Below are 18,034 nucleotides of genomic sequence, written 5' to 3'. Positions count from 1 at the left end.
GTGCGCCTACATCTCTTGCACTTTCGGCGCACCATTAGCCTCTCTTCCAACCAGTACACGCGCTTGATTCAAGTCGAATTAACTCTGCACTTCGCGCCGCGAAGTGTGGAAACTCATCACTCTTTGTAACAACCAATCACTTTCTATGCGTTCATTTAACTATTTACTGGTACTGCTTTGCACGGCACTACTAACCCCCGGGCTGAACGCCCAATCCCTCCGCCCCGCGGACCAAGTCGAAGCCGTCACGGCGGCCGCTGGCTTCGAAGCATCCTTCTCTCTCTTCGTTACCGAGAAATCCACCGCCCCGGTGGACGAACTCGATAAGGTCGGTGCCGACTACACCGTTTTCTCCCTTGCGGAGACCGACCTCGATGCGATCCAGAAAAGTACCCCGCGAGCGCTCCAACTAGCTTTGCCCGGCGGCCTTGGCCGGGTCAATTTAGTCCTCAACGATATCTTCGCCGCGGGTTTCCGCGTCGTTGAAAGCGGCAATGGCGGCTACACTAAAGAAGGTCTCGGTTTGCACTACCGGGGCGTACTGGAGAATAACAAGAATAGTGTCGTTGCCCTCTCAATCTTTGAGAACGAAGTCAGCGCCACCATTTCCACCAGTGCCGGCAACTACGTGCTCGGCAAACTCCAGGGCAAGGGCCAGACGAACCACATCCTCTACAACGACCAGGACCTTCCCGCGGTAGACATGGGTGAATGCGCAACACCGGATTCCAACCTTCCCTACAATCAGAAAGACCTACTCGATATTGACGTATCGGAAAAAGACGCCAATAACTGCGTCAACGTTTACATTGAAGTGGACAACAGCATTTTCGCGCAGCGCGGTAACGGGACGACTGCTTTCATCACCGGTCTGTTCAACCAGGTTGCTACACTTTACGCTAACGAGAGCCTCAATATCGTGATGAGCGAGATGTTCGTCTGGACGACCGCCGACCCCTACAATGGGTCAACCAGCAGGAATCACCTCGACGACTTCCAGGCCAACCGCCCGTCCTTCAACGGTGACATTGCCCACCTGATCGGTTTTCAGGCCAGCGGAGGCATTGCCTACGTCAACGTGCTTTGTTCGCCCTCCGTCGCCTACGGCTTTAGTTCCATCGATAATCGCTTCGAGAACGTTCCTACCTACAGTTGGTCGGTAAACGTCGTGGCCCACGAACTGGGGCACAACTTTGGTTCGCAGCACACCCACGCCTGTGCCTGGAACGGTAACGGTACACCAATTGACGGCTGTTACCCCACCGAAGGTAACTGTGGATCGGCACCGATCCCGAGTGGCGGCGGTACCATCATGAGCTACTGTCACCTCACTTCCGTGGGGGTCAACTTTAACCTCGGTTTCGGCACCCAGCCGGGTAATCTGATGCGCAACCGCGCTTTTAACGGATCCTGTCTCACCGCTTGCTCTACCCCACCGGGTGACGGCGGTGGTGGCGGCGGAACGCCTCCGGCCTGTGAGGATACGGAGGGCAGTATCAAGATCGTCACCGATAGCTACCCCGCAGAGACCACTTGGTCGCTAACCAGCGCCAACGGAGCGACCGTTGCTAGCGGAGGCCCTTACACCGGCATCAACTCTACTTACGTGACCGATCTCTGCCTGCCAGTCGGTTGCTACACCTTTACGATCAATGATGAGTACGGAGACGGTATCTGTTGCGCTTACGGTAACGGGAGTTACACCGTTAACATTGGCGGCACGGACGTAGCTACGGGCAGTCAATTTGCAACTACTTTCAGCGACGAAATCTGTGTGCAGGGTGACGGCGGCGGCGGCGACGATGGTGGTGGCGAGACAGTATGTTCTACCGTAGACTTCAACACCTACCCACCGAACACTTACGGCGGCAACCAGGACCGCGGAACGGTTTCCGTCCAGAGTGCCGAATCGATTCAACTCTCCGGCAATGCGTGGAAGGACATCAACCTGAATTACACGGTAACACCCAACACCGTCATCACTTTTGATTTCGGATCGACCACCAGGGGCGAAATTCACGGCATCGGATTCGATAACGATAATGGTATTTCCAGCCCGACAACCTTCAAACTGTTCGGTACGCAAAATTGGGGAATACGCGATTTTGATACTTATACGGCCGGTGACTTAGGTACGTGGAAGTCCTTTACCATTCCGGTAGGAGATTACTTTACGGGGGCGTTCAACCGAATGGTGTTCGCCAACGATCACGATTCCTCCCCGCAAAACGCAACCAGTTTCTTCCGCAATATCCGTATCTACGAAGGCACCTCCTGCGTCGCGCTGCTACCCGCTAACGGCGAGCCCATCGAACTATTCGAAACGGCTTCGCTCATCGAGCAGCAGCAAATCAACGTGTTCCCCAACCCAGCGAGCCGTGAACTGAACGTGACCGTCGAGGTTGCCAGCGCCGGCGACGCCCGGGTTCGCGTGATTGACATGACCGGCCGCACCGTGATCACCCAAACCACTCCGCTGGCAAAGGGCCAACAATCACTCGGGCTTGACGTCGAATCACTCCCCCAGGGCACCTACTTCCTGCGGGTGGACGCAAACGGAGGCTTCTCCGCAAGTGCGAAGTTCAACGTGGCTCGATAAGGTTTTCAGTTAGTCAGTTTACCAGACTACCACATTACGGAAAGGCCGTGAACGCAAGTTCACGGCCTTTCCTAATTTCAGTTTATTAGTACGAGCGCCTACTACCAGCTAAACCCGAAGCGGGCTTCGACCTGCACTACGAAACCGGATACGTCCTGGTCCGTAATCCCTCCGGTCTCCACACCATTTGCAAAGCGGTACCCACCGTCGATACCGAGGCGCAGGATCTGGAACAGATTAAGTTCGAGCCCCGCCATTGCCTGGCCAATGAGCATCCGGTCACGGTCGAAGTCGTCGCCCGCCACGTCGATGCTTCCGGGGCCGATGATGGTAGTGAAGCGGGGGTGGATGGCCTTGTCGCGGCCCGGGCTGTAGGCCATGATCAGTCCGCCCTGGCGGAAGTTATAACGGCTGCCTTCACTCGGGTTGTCGTCGACGCTAAAATCTTCGCGACTCTGCCAGCCACCGTAGCCAAGGAAGAAAGTCTCGCCGAATTCCAGGCCACCGAAGCCACCGCGGACGAAGGCCCAGTCGTCGCCGGACATGGAATAGTTGTAGGTGGGGCCACCCCAGAGGCCGGTTAGGTCCAGGTCACCGAGCAGCGTGCGCTCCCGCTGGTTCTTGAATTCTTTGACGTCATAGGTAGTTTCGGCCGCCCGGTAGGCCAGCACGGGTTGGTTTGGGTTTGGCCCGGATTGTGCGAAAAGACCACTACCGAAGAGGCAGCAGACGAGGGGTAGAAGAAGTTTCATGGTCTGGTGGTTATGAGTTAGTATTTAAGGTTCTTAGCCACAATGGCGGTGGCCGTTTGTCAAAGGTTGCACGCCGGGCGTCTTAAAATTCAGCCCCGCAACACTAAGGCCGCGTTAAAGCCCGCGGTAACTATTTATAGTTATACTAAAATGGGCGTGGTCGCGGGTGCAAAGTCAGCTAGTGGTGGAGCAGGGCCAGGATTACGGAGCGTGTTATCTTCGCCCAAAATTCAGCTACCATGCGCAAAGGCACCATTCTCATTAAGGGCGGAACGCTCATCAACCGGGGTAAAAGATTTTCCGCGGATGTTTTCATCAAGGACGGATTTATCGAAGCGGTGGGCGCCGACCTCACCCGCCGGGCAGACAAAGAAATTAATGCGGATGGCTGCTACGTCCTCCCCGGCATCATGGACGATCAGGTCCACTTTCGCGAGCCGGGGCTGACGCACAAGGCAAACATCAAAACCGAGAGCCGCGCGGCCGTAGCCGGTGGTACTACTTCCTGGATGGAAATGCCGAATACCGTCCCGAACACCCTCACGCAGGAGCTCCTACAGGATAAGTACGACCTCGCCGCCGCCTGCAGCCCCGCGAACTTCAGTTTCTACATGGGTGGCTCGAACGATAACTTGGATGAGGTGGTCCGCACCAACCCAAGAGACATCTGTGGCCTGAAGATTTTTATGGGTAGCAGCACGGGCAACATGCTCGTCGATAACGAAGTGGCGCTGGACGCGCTCTTTGCCAAAAGCCCCTTACTCATCGCTACGCACTGTGAAGACGAAGCAACGATCCGGGCGAACGCCGCCGTAGCGCGTGAAAAATGGGGCGAGAACATCCCCGTTGCCCAGCACCCCGTCATCCGCTCCCCCGAGGGGTGCTACAAGAGTAGTAGTATGGCCATCGAGTTGGCGAAGCGGCACAACACCCGGCTACACATTCTGCACATCAGCACCGCGGAGGAGATTGTCCTGTTCCGTAACGACATTCCGCTGGCGGAAAAGCGAATCACCGCCGAAGTTTGTGTCCACCACCTCACGTTCAACGCCGACGATTACGCTACGCTCGGCAACAAGATCAAGTGTAACCCGGCGATCAAAGCGGAACGTCACCGCAGCGCGCTCCTCCCCGCACTACTGGACGATCATTTCGACGTTATCGCCACCGACCACGCACCCCACACGCTTGAAGAAAAAGCCAGCGACGATTACTTCAAAGCCCCCGGCGGCCTGCCGCTCGTCCAGCACGCACTCGACATGATGATGGTCATCGAGCAGCGGGGCGAGATTACCCTGGAAAAGATCGTCGAAAAAATGTGCCACGCCCCGGCCGTCTGTTTTGAGATCGACCGCCGTGGCTACTTGGACGAAGGCATGTGGGCTGACGTAGTCATCTACGACCCGTCTACGGACTGGACGGTGACGGCCGACAACGTGTTCTACAAAGGCGGGTGGTCGCCACTGGAAGGAAATACGTTTAAAGGGAGGGTCCGTCAGACGATCGTCTCCGGCCACCTGGTTTATGACCGGGGCTTATTCTTCGAGGAACAACGGGGGGAGCGGTTGTTATTTGCCCGGGATTGACACGGGCGTCAGTACCTCTTCCTGGCTGACGTACGAGTAGAATAGTAACGAAAGTGCTTCACGTTAACACCTCCGTATTAACGTGCGGTCGGGTCAGACAATATTCGTCTCGTTTCACCGCGGCACCCGCCCCGCTAGCTATTTAAGGCGCATCTCTCCCAAAATCAAGTGGCGTACCGCTAAATTCGCGTGGGGACCACCCCAAAATTTGAGGATGACGTAAGTCCCTGACGTAAAGAACCCTGACAGCGTACTGCCAGGGCTCGTTTCAACTTACTGATACCAAATAAAAAAAATCTTGGGTGGGTCAATAAAAAGACAACGACTAAGCAAAAGCTTGGTTGCGAAGCGACCGTACGTAAAATTAACCAACGCGGAGCAAATTCACAAACGAATAAGCTAGTTTTGTCCGAATTAGCTATTTACGACAAGGTTTAAATATTTTGCTTAACATATTGATATTCATTACTATAAATATTCATAATTATAGTAATATTTTCTTAAGCGGCAACTATGGTCATTTTTTTGACGCTCAAATTCTGGCCAAAAATCTACTACGCCTACCCGCACAATTGTCTAACAAACTACTTACGTGCCTGCATCAGGTAGCGGTAGGCCGCCGCGAAGTTGGGTTGACCGTAACCGCGTTCATTGTCCGGTGCCGCGGCCTGGTCGGCGGTAGCGCGCACGGCGTCGAGTATTTCGCGGTTCGTCGCTCCGGGAACGGCCTGAATCAGACAGGCCAGTAAGCCAGTCACTAACGGAGAGGCCAAACTGGTTCCGTTAGCTCCGGTAACGCCCCTACCCGATGCGGTCATCGCCGTTACCTCTACTCCGAGAGCGCTTACGTCCGGCTTGATCCGGCCATCCGGGGTGGGTCCGATACTGCTGAAATAGGCGCGGCTCCCGTCGCTGTTCAGCGCACCGATGGCGAAGATATTTTCGGCGTCGGCGGGGACGCTGATAAATTTCCAGGGGTCGCTACCGGAGTTGCCGGCGCTCGTGACGACAATCATTCCGCGCTCGAAGGCGAGGCTGGCGGCGATGCTGGCCGGGCTTTTCTTACCCGTCAGGTCTTCGTAGACGTAATTCATGCCCTTTTCGCCAAAAGTCGTGTACCCGAGGGAGCTGTTGACGATGTCGACACCGGCACTATCCGCGATCTCGAGGGCTACGGCGTAGTTGATCTCTTCGAGGCGGTGTTCCCCCTCACTGTTTTCGGTGGTGAACAGCACGTACCGAGCGGCCGGGGCGGTGCCGACGAAAAGGAAGGGGCGGAAGGTAGCCATGGTACTAAGTACCGTCGCGCCGTGAGTGGAGCCATCGAGGGCCGTGCTATCCTGCTGAACGATGTCGTAGTTGGCGGGAATGGTTGCCTCGTCTTCGTAACCGAGGAAGTATTTGTAGCCGACATTGGGAAAACCACCGTCGAGAACACCGACGGTAACGCCGTCGCCCCGAAAGCCCCAGACGTGCAGGCTATCGCCCTTCATCGCTTCGATGTTTCGCCAGCCGTAGCCGTAGAAGTTCTCGTTGACGGGGATCGTCCCGATATTCGGCGCGGGGTGGTCCAGAGAGGGAATGGTGGGTTCTTCCGCTAGGCGGTCGTACTGCACCGGTGCGACGTAATAGACGGTATCGACGTAGGCAAGTGAGCGGAGTTGGTCGAGTTGTGGCCCGGCCGCGGCGACTACAACACCGTTCATCCACTTACTGCGCAACCAGAGCTTTACGCCGGTTGCCTTCACGCCGTTTACGTAGCTCCCTGGTAACGGCAGATCCGTTTCGGTGACCGTGACGCCGTGGCGCGCGCGCCGCAACAGCGCCTTTTCGGACAAGTAGGCACCAGGATTGTCGAGAATTCCGGCGCTGCCGGTTTTATCGGAGAAGCCGACGAAGTACATGCCGGTTTCGGTACGGTCCTGGGCGGTTAGATTAACGGTCACCATTACTACGGCGAGTACGAGGAAGAATGATTTCATTTAGCGGGGGGGCTGGTTTTTTAACGTGCGAGGGACCAAGTGTACCTCTGCGGGAGTGATTTTTGTGGTTACTGCTTGTCTACTTTGTGGATCTAAGATCACTGACAACAACGGCACGGTGGCGAGCAACTGAACGCTCTCCTGGCTACAACCTAGTATTTACGCTAGTAGTTGTCGAGACGTTTGGTCAGCCAGCCGGTGACGTCGAACTTGGGATCGGCGTAGTGGAGGTGAATTTGGGCGCATTCGTAAGTGGGTCGGCGGGCGCTTAACTTATTCGTGACGAGCTCGCGGAGGTTGGTTTCGGACTGCAGGAGGGGGCGGTGGCCGCGGCCGTCGGAAAGTCTGGCAATGAGTATTTCCGTGGACGGATCGAGGAAGATGGTAATACCGGTCTGGTTCATGTAGGCCATCCCGTCGTGAAAGCAGGGTGCTCCCCCGCCCGTGGCGATGATGACTCCTGAGCCAGCAAAACTACGCAGGGCCCGGGCTTCGAGCTCCCGGAAGGTTTCTTCGCCGTGCTCCGCAAAGATTTGACTGACCGAGCATCCGGCCAGGCGCTCGATCTCGTCGTCCAAATCAACAAACCGTAATCGCAGGTGGGTTGCGAGTTCTTTGCCGGTATGCGATTTGCCGGAGCCCATGAAGCCGGTTAGGTAGACGGGGAGGGGTGGTCTTTGGTCTGAAGTCTTGGGTCCTGAGTCTTTGGTCTTTGGTTTGATGATTGGAGGTTGAAATTATTAAAGTAGCCTACGGTTGCGTTCTTGTGTTTGTGATCTGGTTGAGTGAGTACTAACAGACTCCGGGCTAATTGCTACCTTCGCCAGTCGAAACTCAGCTTCATGACTCGGTGCCCTAAGAAATTGTTGCGGTCGTTGGTGGGTGTTGCCCCATTGGCTTTGCTCCTACAGTTTTGCGCGGCACCCGCGTCCGCGCCCAGCGATGCTGACGTGGAAGAACTCGGACCGAACGCCGCCATGATCCGCCTACCAGTCGATCACGGGGAATTAGATAGCGTCAACGTGGCGAAGTTAGATTTCGCACAAGGTATTTACGAATTCGGTGAAGTTGACGCCGGCGCGGTGGTGAAACACGAATTTACCTTCGTTAACGGCGGCCGGGTACCACTGTTGATCGCCACGGCGCGTAGCACCTGCGGCTGTACGGTACCGAGTTACCCGCAGGCGCCCGTCCAACCGGGTGAGTCGGGCGTTATTTCCGTAGCCTTTGACACCAAAAATAAAAGCGGGCTCCAGCGTAAACCCGTGATCATTACCGCAAACACTTACCCCGCCGAAACGACCCTTTACGTCAGCGGGCGGGTCACAAAAAAATAATATTATGCAGACATTATTGCTCCAGGCCAACGGCGGCCTGCTGACGAACGGACTTTTCATGGCCGCCATGTTGGTCGTGCTTATTTTCTTCATGATCATCCCCCAAAGGCGGAAAGCGAAAGAGCAAACCGCCTTTGCCGACGACCTGAAGAAGGGCGACCAGGTCGTTACCGCCAGCGGCATCCTGGGCCACATCGACAAGATCGACGATAAGATCATCACCCTCAACGTAGGTAACAAAACGTACATTCGGGTTACCAGAAACGCCATCTCAAAAGACCTGACCGATGCTATCTTCCCTACGGACGTGGATAAGCAATAACCCCTGGCAAAAAATGGCGGAGACGGACCGGCAGGTCTTCGCTATTTGTGTCGGCGCGGCGTTCATCTTCTGGCTCATCCTTAACCTCAGTCAGGATTATACGATTAGCCGGGAGGTAGAACTCACTTACTTAGTGGACCCCGAACGGGTGCTCATCAGCGAAATGCCCGGTGACATCGAGACGGACCTCACCGGCAGCGGGTGGTCCTTAATCTGGGAAAGCTTACGGCCCGGGCCCGTGCGCGTGACGGTTGACGTGCGTGACCCCGATCGGTCCCGCCTCAGCCGGGATGAACTGCAGCAGCAGATTCGCCGCAGCTTATCCAGCGGTTCCATCAGGGTCGACTACCTGGACTTCGAGTCGGTCCCCATCCTGACTACTCCCCTGGCGGGTAAGCGCGTCCCCATCCGGTCCAATATCACCGTGCAGCCGCAGGCGGGCTTTTTGATCGTGGATTCGCTTTACCTCTCTCCGGACAGCGTCACGATCAACGCGGCCAACGACGTGCTGGATACCATCGAATCCTGGGCGACGACCCCACTCGACATCGCCGCGCTAAATGGCCGCGCGGAAGCTCAAATTAACTTGGTCAAACCAAAGCAGGGCATCACGCTCGGCAACCGGGACGTGCTTTTTAGCGTGCGTTCCGAGCCCTTCATCGAGCGCATCATTAACGTACCGATCACGGTCGTCAACGCCCCGGCGGGGCAGCGCTACGAACTGACGCCGGCAACCGTAGATATCAAAGTCAGCTTGCCGCAATCGGCTTTCGACCGGGTGACGGCGCAGGAGTTTCGGGTGGTAGCGGACGTGGGCACGATGCGGGACGGAAGCTTTTCGCCAAGTCTTCCCCTGGTATTGGTGGAGCAGCCGAAGGAGGTGGTCAGTGCTTTTTTGGCGCTGGGGGTGGTTACTTATTATGGGATGCAGTGAGTGGGCGGTAGGGAGAGAGGCGGTAGGCTGGTAGGCAGTAGGCTGGTAAGTACTTCCTTGAGATGCCGAATTAAAATTAGTCAGTTCTAGCTTCGCTGCTACTTCGTGGTCATCGGATGTGTAACTGGCGGACTCACCGCCGCACCACCGCCACCGGCATCAAGCCGTCGTAAACGCCCGTTAGCGTTGGTGTCTGGATGTTCCCCGTGTACCGGCGTACTTCCCGGTGGACGAAGCCAAACAGCTCGTCGATGGAGACTAACCGGTCGGCGTTTTGGTCCGCTTCCCCCTTCATGCCCCGGATCAAGTAATGGCTAAAGATGCCCGAGCGGAGTCCGCCGTCTTCCAGGCTAATCTCTTCGCCTTTGCTGGAAAGCAACAGCGCCGTGGAAGAGCGGGCGGTTTCTAAGCCTTGGTAGTAAGCCTGCAGGGCCTCCCCCGCCCCGCCGTTCTTTGCGGCGAATGCATTTTCTTCCGTCCCGCCCAGACTACCGCTGTGGCAGGCGTCGGCGATGACCAGTTTGTGCTTGGCGCGGCTGGTCAGGAGTGCGTCGCGCAGTTGGTAGTGTTCCAGGCGGTTGTTGACGCCGTCGTAGTCGACGGGGAGGAAGGCCCCGGGGAGACCGTGACCGGAAAAGTAGAACAGCACCACGTCGTTTTCGTCCGCCCGCTGGAAGATATCGTGCATCGCGAGGTTGATGTTGGCTTGGGTGGCGTCCTCGTCGATCAGGATTTTAATTTGCTCGTCGGGCAGCGCGCCGCCTTCTACGGATTTGAGGAAGGCGTAGAGGTGGTAGGCATCGTCGTCCGTGTACTTCAGCGTCCGCAAGTGGCGGTAGCGAGCGGCACCGACGACGACGGCCCACACCTTGACGGCCTCGTCGTAATCGGGCGCGATTTTGCGTGCCGGGCGGCCGGTGGCGGTGAACAAGCGGCGGTAGGTCCGGCCCTTCGCCCAGATGCCGCCGTGCATTTGTCCGTCGGCGTAGTGCATCAGGCCGAGTCCTTCGGGCTGGTCGTTGATGAAGCCGCCGTAGTAGATGTTGCCGCTTGGGTACGTGACGGTGCCGTTACCGGCCGGGCGATTATTGACCACTGCGCCAGCATATATTTTTCCGTCCGGATACACGATTTTACCATCGCCAGCCGGGCAGCCACCGCGACAATCGGGTAGGTTTTGGACGTCGCCCCGGAAGCCGAGCTGGGTCCAGTCGGCCTGAAAATCATCACCGGCCCAGGTGCCTTCGAGTTGGCCGCCGTTTTCGAATACGATCTTACCAAAGCCATCGCGGGCCGATTTTTTCCAGTGGCCGGTATAGCGATCGCCGTTGTTGTAGTCCATCGTGCCCTGCCCTTGCAATTGCGCGTCGACGATCTGGCCCCGGTAAAAATCACCGTTCGCGAAGTGGAATTCACCCGCGCCGGTTACTTGGTTAGCCAGCCAGTTGCCGACGATCCGGTTTCCGTCGGGGAAAGTAATCGTCCCCTTCCCCTGGCGTTGGCCCCGGTGGAAGTAGCCGAAATATTCCGTGCCGTCGCCCTGGGTCATGCGCCCCTTGCCGTGTTGCAGTCCGTCCGCCCAGTTGCCCGCGAACAGCCCACCGTCGGCGTAGCGCAGTAGCCCCTCGCCGTGGAATGTTGTCTTCCGGAAGTCGCCGTCGTAGTAGGCACCGTCGTTGTACTGAAATTTTCCGTTTCCGTTTTCACAGTTGCCGCGGACGCAGGTGCCGGGTTGTGCGGATAGGAGCAGGGTGCACGTGGCAAAAGCCAGGGTTAGTAGGTAACGCATCGTCCGTTTCGGGTTAGTCAGTAAGTTGTTGTAAATAGTAGGGTCTATAAGCCGGTTCGGCGCCAAAAAATTGTTTGCGCGACCAACCGATGCCGTTTGGGACCAATTAATTTTATTAACTGACTTGGATGGTTCCGGCGATATTGAATACGCCACGGTCAACCACAAAACCGCAGGAGCACGAGCTTACCGGGTTTTATTGTAAAAAGCACCGACCGGTTAGCCCGTCGTTCGTTCCCCTCCGTCTGCTACCGTTCCGCCGCCAACACCGCCACCAGTTTTTCCTCCGCTACCGGCCCGTCCGGATTGATCAACTCTACGAACAGCACGTAGGCGCCCGCCCTGGCCGGCCGCCCGTCGTCGTTCGCGCCGTCCCAACGCAGGCCACCTTCCGTCCCGAGCAGCTCGACGTTGCGCAGCGTACGGATCAAGCGCCCCTGTGCGTCAAAAATGCGGATGCGGGCGAGGAAGCCGACGGGAACGTCTTGGTACCGAATTTCGAGAAAGTCCTCGAAACCGTCTTCGTCGGGGCTGAACGTTTTGGTGGGGAGCGAAAATACCCGATCGGCTCCTACGCCCGGGTCGATATCCCGCAGTTGAGAATTGGGCCGGGTGGGCGTCGCGTAGCCCTCGACCGAAGCGGCGCTGAACCAATTATTACTGCCGTTGGTGGGCACTTTGTAGCGCAGCCGTTCGAGGCTAACACCGTCCCGGTCGTCCAGTAGTTCGGAGTGGAGGTCGTCGGTGTAGTCGAAAGCGTCGAGGACGGTACCGTTTGCGGAGACGGTCACGTTACCCGCATCGTTACTGAGTCCGGGAAGGGGTTGCTCGACGAGTAGGGCGGGCTCCACGTTACGGTAGCGAGCGATAAGATCTTCCGGGTCGGGCGTAAGGACCAGGAACTCACCGGGGAGAAATAGCCGACTGGCCATTATTTCCTGACTGCCGTTGGTAGTCTGGGTATTAGCGAGCGTCCAACCCTCGATCTGGAATATTTTCTCGGAGCAATTGTACAGTTCTACGAAATCACTACCGCCCGTTGCCGGGTTGAACAGTACTTCGTTGATGACTACGTCGCCGGGGGCTACGCTATCGGGAATGCCAAGGGTGATCGCGCGGGCGTCCGTTTTGTTACCGACGCAGTCGGATACGACGGGGAGTTCGAGGGTGTACACAACGCCGGTCTCAAGCTGGTCGAGGGGTGACAGCCGGAAGGTGCGGCCACCGTCCGGGGTGGTGACGCCACCGAGGGGAACGTCCGTATCGCCCCGGGTTAGGAAGAAATCCGGATCGGCGGTGTTTAGGGGTTCGCTGAAACCAAGCGTAACCCCGTCTCCATCGACGCTGGTGGATTGAAGCACGGGCGGAACGGTGTCGGCCGGTTGGTTGACTACGGAGTTTTCCCGGCCCGGTGTTCCGCCACTTTCATCCAGGCTCGCTCGCCAGAGACCACTGCATCCCGCGTCCGCGCCCGTAAACCCCGTGTACTCGATGGAGTAGCCACCTTCGTCACGTTCCGGGTCGTTGTACCACGCGTCCGTGTAGTCAAACGACACCAAGGTATCCTCACCCAATAACAGGCTAATGTTGTCTCCGGAGTTCGTTAAGCCAGGTAGGTTAGTTGGCTGAACGTTAGCGTCGAAGGTGAACGCAAATTCGTCGGGTACGAGCACGAGGTAACTCCGTGGGGCAATGCGGATGTTGTTGAGCGGCGCCACCGAAGTCCCGCCGCTACCGATAAATAAATTATTCGCCCCGATGGTCGTATCGGAATCATTGTACAGCTCCACGTACTCGGCGTTGGGCTGGCCGACCGTCGGGCTGGGGTCCACCATAATCTCGGTAATGAGCAGATTTTCGGCGGTTGGGAGGATGACCGGATCGTAGGTGAAGGCAGCGACTAGGTCAGTAGTCTCATTTCCGGCCGCGTCACTAATTGAGGTGATCGTGATTGCGTACGACTCGCTGATGGTGAGGGCGGTTTCCAGCGTTAGTTCGACCCCACCCGGGAACTGATTCAGCGCCGTAACCGCATTCTCACCCTCGGAAAATACGTAATCGGCCACCGTCGTCGGCTCGACGTCTTCGTTGAAAAGTATCCGTACCGTCCGGTTGTCCACGGCCGCTACACTTCCGATCGTAGGCGCCTCTTCGTCGCGAACCTCGGTGAGGGTTTTGAACGCGTTGAAGTCGTCGAAACTGAATTTGTCGGAGCGCGTCGCCGTGTACGCGCAAGTCACCCGAATCGTAGCCGGGTCAAAGTTAAAACCCTCCCGCAGCGTTCCCTGCAGCACGTAGTTTGTGCCTCCGGAATAATCCGCAAAAAATTGCCAGCCGGCCACCTGATCGTAAGTCACCCGAAAACGCACGGTGGCGGGGTCGGTACCGAGCGCACCGGCCACGCCCGTGAACTCACCGAAACTGATGTCGCCTTCTTCCAATCCCTCCCCCGTCCAGGCATCCTGGTCGCCGGATACGCCACCGAACTTCATAAAAATTCCGGTTGCCAAGTCCTCCGTGTGCCGCGCGCCGAGAATGTCGATCGCACAAAAATTACCGCTAGACGGAGCGAAGTCCATGTCAACGAGAAATTCGAATGAAAACGAGTCCAACGTAGCGCGGGGAAGGCCACCCGGCAAGTCGACGGAGAGTACGGAGGTGCCGCCGCCCGCTGCGGCCAGACGCAAACGGCCGTCAGTGACGACAAAGTCACCCCGGTCGCCGAACCACTGGGGCTCGAGTTCCGTGCCCGCAAAATCATCCGACACCACCGTCTGCGCGATTGCCACGGGGCTGATGAGCAGACTAATGAGAAAAGAGAGGAGCAGGCCGGGTAACTTCATCCCCTAAAGATAAACAGGCTCCGGAAAGCCGGGCTGATTAGTCTTCCCGGAAGAACACCCGCCCGTCGACCCTGCGCAGGCCCAACAAGCCGACCCCTTCTTTGAAGTACACGTTGGTGAAGCGGCCGGAAGCGGGTAAACGGTCGCCCAGAACGTCGAACGCAGTCTCCGGTTGCCGAAGATCGATTACCGCCTCATAAATGATCTCACCGAGCGTAATGGTGTCGAGCAGCACCACGCGGTCGGCCACGTACTCCACCGCTGGCTCAATCTCCAAACTGTGGGTCCGAACAAATGCCTCACCGGTAATACCCACAAACTCATAAGACATAACTACCTGGTCAACAGATCCTTCACCGGCCCGATCGTTTCTTTCAAACACCAGTTGCATACCGATTCCGAGGCTATCGATGCGGTATGAGAGGTTAGCAACGGTCACGCAGGGTACGTCGTTGCTACTGTCAACCTCGGCGGCACACGACTCTTGCGTAGGAGAAGCAAGTAACTGCAAATAATCGACGATGATGATGTCGTCCGTCACTGCATCCTGAAGGGCGATGTCGTTAGCGACAAAGTCGGGGTTAAATACCGTCGCATCGTAATTGAATGCTTCGCAATCGCGGCACTCCGCGTCGAGACAGGACATCACGAAAGTGAGGCAAAGCGCTGCCAGGGCATAGTGGATAGCTTTCATACTGAATTGATCTAATTGGGGAAAAATCGAACGTTAGGTTTACCGGCTGGTGTGAATCAAACCGCCACCGACGACGTCGTCACCTTCGTAAAAAACGGCGCTCTGCCCGGGCGCAACACCCCGCACGTTGGCGTAGAATTCGATACTCGCCAGGTCCGGCGAAAGTTGCTCGACGAGGCTGAGCGTACCCTTGTCCTTGTACCGCACCTTCGTGATGAGCTCCAGCCCGTTTTCCGGTAGCGTGGCGTATTTCTGTAGGGTCATACCGCCGACCGACATGCCGTTCCGGATCAAATCATCGACTCGGCCGAGGGTAACCTGGTTGGTCGCTGCGTTGATTTCGGTGACGTACATCGGTTCGCCGAAAGCGATACCGAGACCCTTTCGCTGGCCGATGGTGTAGAATGGATAGCCCTCGTGCTTACCCATCACTTCACCGGTCGTGGAGACGAAACTGCCGCCGGCGACTTGCGCTTCCAGCTCCGGTACGCGGCGCTTCAGGAAGCCCCGGTAGTCGTTATCCGGTACGAAACAGATCTCGAAGCTTTCTGCTTTTTTGCTCAGTTCTTCGTAGCCCCAGTCGTAGGCGAGTTGGCGCACTTCCGGCTTAGTCATGTGGCCGAGGGGGAAGCGGCTGCGGGCCATGCATTCCTGGCTCAGCCCCCAGAGGACGTAAGACTGGTCTTTGTGGTCATCGGCTGATTTCCGGACGTTCCAGCGACCAGTCTCGGCGGCGTGGTTGAGTTGGGCGTAGTGGCCCGTGGCGATGAATTCGCAGTCCATCGCGTCGGCGCGTTTCAACAGGGCGCTCCACTTGATGTGGGTGTTGCAAAGTACGCAGGGGTTGGGCGTGCGGCCGGCCATGTATTCGTCGACGAAGTTATCGATCACGTGGTCGCCGAACTCGTCGCGGATGTCGATGATGAAGTGGGGGAAACCCATCTGGACGGCCACGGCGCGGGCATCGTTGATCGAGTCCAGGCTACAGCAGCCGGTCTCTTTCTTGGAGCCGCCGGAGTTGGCGTAGTCCCAGGTTTTCATGGTGATGCCGACGACTTCGTAGCCTTGCTCGTGGAGCATCATGGCCGTGACGGTTGAATCTATTCCGCCGCTCATCGCGACGAGTACTCTGCCTAGTTTGCTCATGGTAGGGGGATTTCGCTAAGGTTGAAGGGCCTTGCCAAATGGGGTGTAAAGGTAGTGTTTCTTTTACCTCCGGCCCCGACTTAGTCGGGGCCATTTCCAGAGGAAGAGGAGGAGGTATAGGAGGATGAAGAGGATAGGAGGTGTGTAGCCAATAATGCTTTGGGTAGATTTTTAGTTTCGCGTTTGATTTTGGGCGCGGTCGCGGGTGCAGGGTTTTTAGGATGGTAGGCGGTAGGCGGTAGGCGGTAGGCGAGATTTCAGGAAGTTTGATTCTGTTTCTTTCTTTTTTGTGTTTTCCGTGGTTTGCTACGCAGTACTTCGTGCATTGTGGCTTACGTGTTAAAAGGAAATTTGAGATTCCCAGAATCTTTACACCACATTTTAAACACAAAAAGTTCCCATTTCAACAAACACGAGCTACTTTTACAACATATAGTTGCTAGTTCGCTCGCCTGTTTACAAATTTGTTGTTTTCCCGGCCATTTAGAGATGTCCCTACTCACTCGACTTACACCAACATAATGTTTCAAAAGGCCATCCTCCACCTGGATATGGACGCGTTCTTCGCTTCCGTAGAGATCAAAAAGAATAGTAAGCTCATCGGCCGGCCGCTCATCGTGGGTGGTCTGGGCGGGCGGGGGGTGGTGACCTCCTGTAGTTACGAGGCCCGGCACTTTGGGATTCACTCGGGGATGCCGATGGCGATCGCATTACGGCGCTGCCCATCGGCGAAGGTGGTGCGGGGGGATTATGAGGATTACGAGAAGCATTCGGCCATCATCACGGAAATCATTGCCGAGGAAGGACCCGTGTTCGAGAAATCATCGATCGATGAGTTCTACGTGGATATTTCGGGGATGGACAAGTATATCGGCTGCCTTCAGTGGAGCAAAGAGTTGCGCGAGCGAATACTTAAGGAAACTGGCCTACCCGTATCGGCTGGTCTCGCCGTGAACAAGCTCGTTTCAAAAGTACGGGCGGGCGAGGCGAAACCCAACGGCTCCGGCTGGGTGGAGCAGGGGAAGGAAAAGTTGTTCCTCGCTCCCCTACCCGTCCGGAAAATTCCTTTGATCGGTCGGGAGACGGCCCGGAAGTTAAGTCTCCTGGGCATCCGTAAAACGGGCACCCTCAGTCAGGTACCGGTAGATCTACTGGAGCGCGAATTCGGTAAGCCCGGCCGCGAGATTCACCGCCGCGCCAACGGCATCGACCACCGGCCGGTCGTGCCCTACACCGAGCGCAAGTCTTTCTCCTCCGAGCACACTTTCCAGACGGACACGATCGACGTAAACTTCCTCCGCCGCCAACTGCGCGACATGACCATGAAGCTTAGCTACGATATGCGCGCGGCCGGCAAGCTTACCGCCGGGGTGACGGTCAAGATTCGGTACACCGATTTCAATACTTATTCCCGTAGCCAGCGCGTCAAGGTCACCGCCCACGACCAGCAGCTTCTGCCGGTGGCGGAAAAACTGTTCAACCGTCTCTTTACCCGCCGGCAGTGCATCCGGCTCATCGGCATTCGTTTCGACCGCCTGGCCGGGGGGCACACGCAGCTTGACCTTTTCAACGATACGCAGGAGGACAATAACCTGATGGTGGCGTTAGATAAAGTGCGGAAGCGGTTTGGGGCGGGGGCGGTTTTGAAGGCTTGAGGGGGGGAAGGTTGGAGGGAAGAGGAAAGAATATAGAGGAAAGAGCACGGAGTACGGCGGGGCAAACTAAAGGGGGAAGTTTAAATTAGTAACTGACCTTACGCAACGGGATATGCCACATAAACACAAAAGCACACAAGAATAAGTAAACGGTGCTTCGGCGTAGCCGTACACCGATTTTTGTGCTTTTGTGGCGAAATAATCTGCGTAACATTAATTAGTAGCTGAATCTTGCACATTTGGTATAATTATCGAGCACTGAAGATTAATTTTAACGCATAAGCACAAAAGGAAGAAAAAAAGCATAAAGCAGAAGCTAGTGAAATCAGCGTACTCACACCGTTTTGTGCTTGTGTCCTCTTTCTGTGTCTTTTGTGTTCTGCTCCGTTTACGAC

General features: G+C 56.6%; 13 protein-coding genes. 6 read left to right on the top strand and 7 right to left on the bottom strand.

Going from position 1 to position 18,034, the window contains the following annotated elements; genetic code table 11:
* The first annotated feature begins 145 nt into the window (after positions 1 to 145).
* On the top strand, positions 146 to 2,599 hold the full coding sequence (locus GGR27_RS09815) for a zinc-dependent metalloprotease (protein ID WP_168037236.1): 2,454 nt from the start codon (positions 146 to 148) through the stop codon (positions 2,597 to 2,599).
* Between the two features lie 101 nt (positions 2,600 to 2,700).
* Here GGR27_RS09815 and GGR27_RS09810 read toward each other — a convergent pair whose 3' ends face one another.
* Positions 2,701 to 3,351, bottom strand: coding sequence for a hypothetical protein (locus GGR27_RS09810; protein WP_168037235.1), 651 nt, complete (start codon positions 3,349 to 3,351; stop codon positions 2,701 to 2,703).
* Between the two features lie 239 nt (positions 3,352 to 3,590).
* On the opposite strand from GGR27_RS09810, the gene GGR27_RS09805 reads away from it, so the two are divergent.
* Complete coding sequence (locus tag GGR27_RS09805) at positions 3,591 to 4,937, top strand: dihydroorotase (protein WP_168037234.1); 1,347 nt, start codon at positions 3,591 to 3,593, stop codon at positions 4,935 to 4,937.
* Between the two features lie 584 nt (positions 4,938 to 5,521).
* On the opposite strand, the gene GGR27_RS09800 is transcribed toward GGR27_RS09805, so the two are convergent.
* Both GGR27_RS09800 and GGR27_RS09795 read right to left on the bottom strand, forming a co-directional pair.
* A complete protein-coding gene (locus GGR27_RS09800; RefSeq protein ID WP_168037233.1) occupies positions 5,522 to 6,919 on the bottom strand; it encodes a S8 family serine peptidase in 1,398 nt (465 codons plus the stop codon).
* A gap of 164 nt (positions 6,920 to 7,083) precedes the next feature.
* The gene (locus GGR27_RS09795; protein ID WP_168037232.1) at positions 7,084 to 7,563 is read right to left on the bottom strand and encodes a shikimate kinase; all 480 of its coding nucleotides are present in this window, start codon (positions 7,561 to 7,563) and stop codon (positions 7,084 to 7,086) included.
* A gap of 198 nt (positions 7,564 to 7,761) precedes the next feature.
* Here GGR27_RS09795 and GGR27_RS09790 point away from each other — a divergent pair, with 198 nt between their 5' ends.
* Genes GGR27_RS09790 through GGR27_RS09780 form a run of 3 tightly spaced genes read left to right on the top strand, consistent with a single transcriptional unit; the run spans position 7,762 to position 9,512 of the window.
* A complete protein-coding gene (locus GGR27_RS09790) occupies positions 7,762 to 8,256 on the top strand; it encodes a DUF1573 domain-containing protein (RefSeq protein WP_168037231.1) in 495 nt (164 codons plus the stop codon).
* A gap of 4 nt (positions 8,257 to 8,260) precedes the next feature.
* Entirely contained in the window at positions 8,261 to 8,578 is a 318-nt protein-coding gene (gene yajC / locus GGR27_RS09785; protein WP_168037230.1) for a preprotein translocase subunit YajC, read from the top strand.
* Positions 8,544 to 9,512, top strand: a complete 969-nt coding sequence (locus tag GGR27_RS09780; protein WP_168037229.1) for a CdaR family protein — start codon at positions 8,544 to 8,546, stop codon at positions 9,510 to 9,512. Before yajC ends, GGR27_RS09780 begins: the two co-directional genes overlap by 35 nt.
* 133 nt (positions 9,513 to 9,645) lie before the next feature.
* On the opposite strand, the gene GGR27_RS09775 is transcribed toward GGR27_RS09780, so the two are convergent.
* From GGR27_RS09775 to mnmA, 4 genes are all read right to left on the bottom strand, one after another.
* Entirely contained in the window at positions 9,646 to 11,301 is a 1,656-nt protein-coding gene (locus tag GGR27_RS09775) for a caspase family protein (RefSeq protein ID WP_168037228.1), read from the bottom strand.
* A 248-nt stretch (positions 11,302 to 11,549) separates the two neighbouring features.
* Positions 11,550 to 14,144: a lamin tail domain-containing protein gene (locus GGR27_RS09770; protein ID WP_168037227.1), complete on the bottom strand. Its 2,595-nt coding sequence runs from the start codon at positions 14,142 to 14,144 to the stop codon at positions 11,550 to 11,552.
* 37 nt (positions 14,145 to 14,181) lie between these two features.
* Complete coding sequence (locus GGR27_RS09765; RefSeq protein WP_168037226.1) at positions 14,182 to 14,838, bottom strand: hypothetical protein; 657 nt, start codon at positions 14,836 to 14,838, stop codon at positions 14,182 to 14,184.
* 39 nt (positions 14,839 to 14,877) lie between these two features.
* Positions 14,878 to 15,984 carry a tRNA 2-thiouridine(34) synthase MnmA gene (mnmA, locus tag GGR27_RS09760; protein WP_168037225.1) on the bottom strand — a complete coding sequence of 369 codons (1,107 nt, stop codon included), beginning with the start codon at positions 15,982 to 15,984 and terminating at the stop codon, positions 14,878 to 14,880.
* Between the two features lie 521 nt (positions 15,985 to 16,505).
* On the opposite strand from mnmA, the gene dinB reads away from it, so the two are divergent.
* Positions 16,506 to 17,639, top strand: a complete 1,134-nt coding sequence (gene dinB / locus GGR27_RS09755; protein ID WP_168037224.1) for a DNA polymerase IV — start codon at positions 16,506 to 16,508, stop codon at positions 17,637 to 17,639.
* Positions 17,640 to 18,034 lie beyond the last annotated feature (395 nt).

This window comes from Neolewinella antarctica (genome assembly GCF_011927835.1).
In the GTDB taxonomy this organism is placed as follows: domain Bacteria; phylum Bacteroidota; class Bacteroidia; order Chitinophagales; family Saprospiraceae; genus Neolewinella; species Neolewinella antarctica.
This window is presented reverse-complemented; position numbering and strand designations above follow the sequence as displayed.

What these genes read in the sequence shown, in the direction of transcription:
- GGR27_RS09815 (WP_168037236.1), top strand. Translation starts at nt 146, where the DNA reads ATGCGTTCATTTAACTATTTACTGGTACTGCTTTGCACGGCACTACTA.
- GGR27_RS09810 (WP_168037235.1), bottom strand. Translation starts at nt 3,351, where the DNA reads ATGAAACTTCTTCTACCCCTCGTCTGCTGCCTCTTCGGTAGTGGTCTT.
- GGR27_RS09805 (WP_168037234.1), top strand. Translation starts at nt 3,591, where the DNA reads ATGCGCAAAGGCACCATTCTCATTAAGGGCGGAACGCTCATCAACCGG.
- GGR27_RS09800 (WP_168037233.1), bottom strand. Translation starts at nt 6,919, where the DNA reads ATGAAATCATTCTTCCTCGTACTCGCCGTAGTAATGGTGACCGTTAAT.
- GGR27_RS09795 (WP_168037232.1), bottom strand. Translation starts at nt 7,563, where the DNA reads ATGGGCTCCGGCAAATCGCATACCGGCAAAGAACTCGCAACCCACCTG.
- GGR27_RS09790 (WP_168037231.1), top strand. Translation starts at nt 7,762, where the DNA reads ATGACTCGGTGCCCTAAGAAATTGTTGCGGTCGTTGGTGGGTGTTGCC.
- yajC (WP_168037230.1), top strand. Translation starts at nt 8,261, where the DNA reads ATGCAGACATTATTGCTCCAGGCCAACGGCGGCCTGCTGACGAACGGA.
- GGR27_RS09780 (WP_168037229.1), top strand. Translation starts at nt 8,544, where the DNA reads ATGCTATCTTCCCTACGGACGTGGATAAGCAATAACCCCTGGCAAAAA.
- GGR27_RS09775 (WP_168037228.1), bottom strand. Translation starts at nt 11,301, where the DNA reads ATGCGTTACCTACTAACCCTGGCTTTTGCCACGTGCACCCTGCTCCTA.
- GGR27_RS09770 (WP_168037227.1), bottom strand. Translation starts at nt 14,144, where the DNA reads ATGAAGTTACCCGGCCTGCTCCTCTCTTTTCTCATTAGTCTGCTCATC.
- GGR27_RS09765 (WP_168037226.1), bottom strand. Translation starts at nt 14,838, where the DNA reads ATGAAAGCTATCCACTATGCCCTGGCAGCGCTTTGCCTCACTTTCGTG.
- mnmA (WP_168037225.1), bottom strand. Translation starts at nt 15,984, where the DNA reads ATGAGCAAACTAGGCAGAGTACTCGTCGCGATGAGCGGCGGAATAGAT.
- dinB (WP_168037224.1), top strand. Translation starts at nt 16,506, where the DNA reads ATGTTTCAAAAGGCCATCCTCCACCTGGATATGGACGCGTTCTTCGCT.